This window comes from Vibrio sp. 2134-1 (assembly GCF_033339495.1).
In genome coordinates, this window is sequence record NZ_JAWOUS010000664.1 from 1 (window position 1) to 601 (window position 601).

A 601-nucleotide genomic window follows, 5' to 3' on the forward strand; every position below is an offset into this window, starting at 1 on the left:
CGTTCGCGATATGCAAAAACATATCAAGAATAGTTTCAGGTCTGGCTTGGAATAGCGCGGGTTTTCTGGCTTCGATTAACGATCCACGGCGTTGAAAATCTGCATCCAAAATTTCTGCGTTTTCAGTTGCACCACCATTGATGATGGCTTGATCAAACAGTTTGAGCAGCATTTTGTTTAATTCTGCGACGCGACGAAGTGTGCGATAAAACTCTTTCATCATCATCTCGACGCCGCGATTGCCTTCACCAACATAACCGAGGTTTTCGGCCACTTGTGCTTGATGTGCGAAGGTCAAACGGTTGTCGTATCGGCGAAGTTCAATGTGCAGCGCAAAGCGGACACGCCACAAGAAGTCCTGACACTCCACCAGTTCGCGATACTCCGCATCGGTAAGAAAGCCGTAACGGCTCATCTCTAGCAGAGATGTGGCGCCAAAGTGACGACGCGCTACCCAGCTCAAAGTGTGAATATCGCGAAGACCTCCTGGGGTCGATTTGATATCGGGCTCTAGGTTATACGTCGTATCGTGGTAGCGAGCATGACGTTCCCGTTGTTCTTGTCTTTTTGCGCCGTAGAAGGTTTCGCTCGGCCAGAAAGA

1 pseudogene is annotated in these 601 nt (G+C 49.4%); it reads right to left on the reverse strand.

Annotated elements, in window-relative coordinates:
* A pseudogene (locus R7R78_RS27840) lies at positions 1–601 on the reverse strand ([protein-PII] uridylyltransferase); the annotation flags it as partial.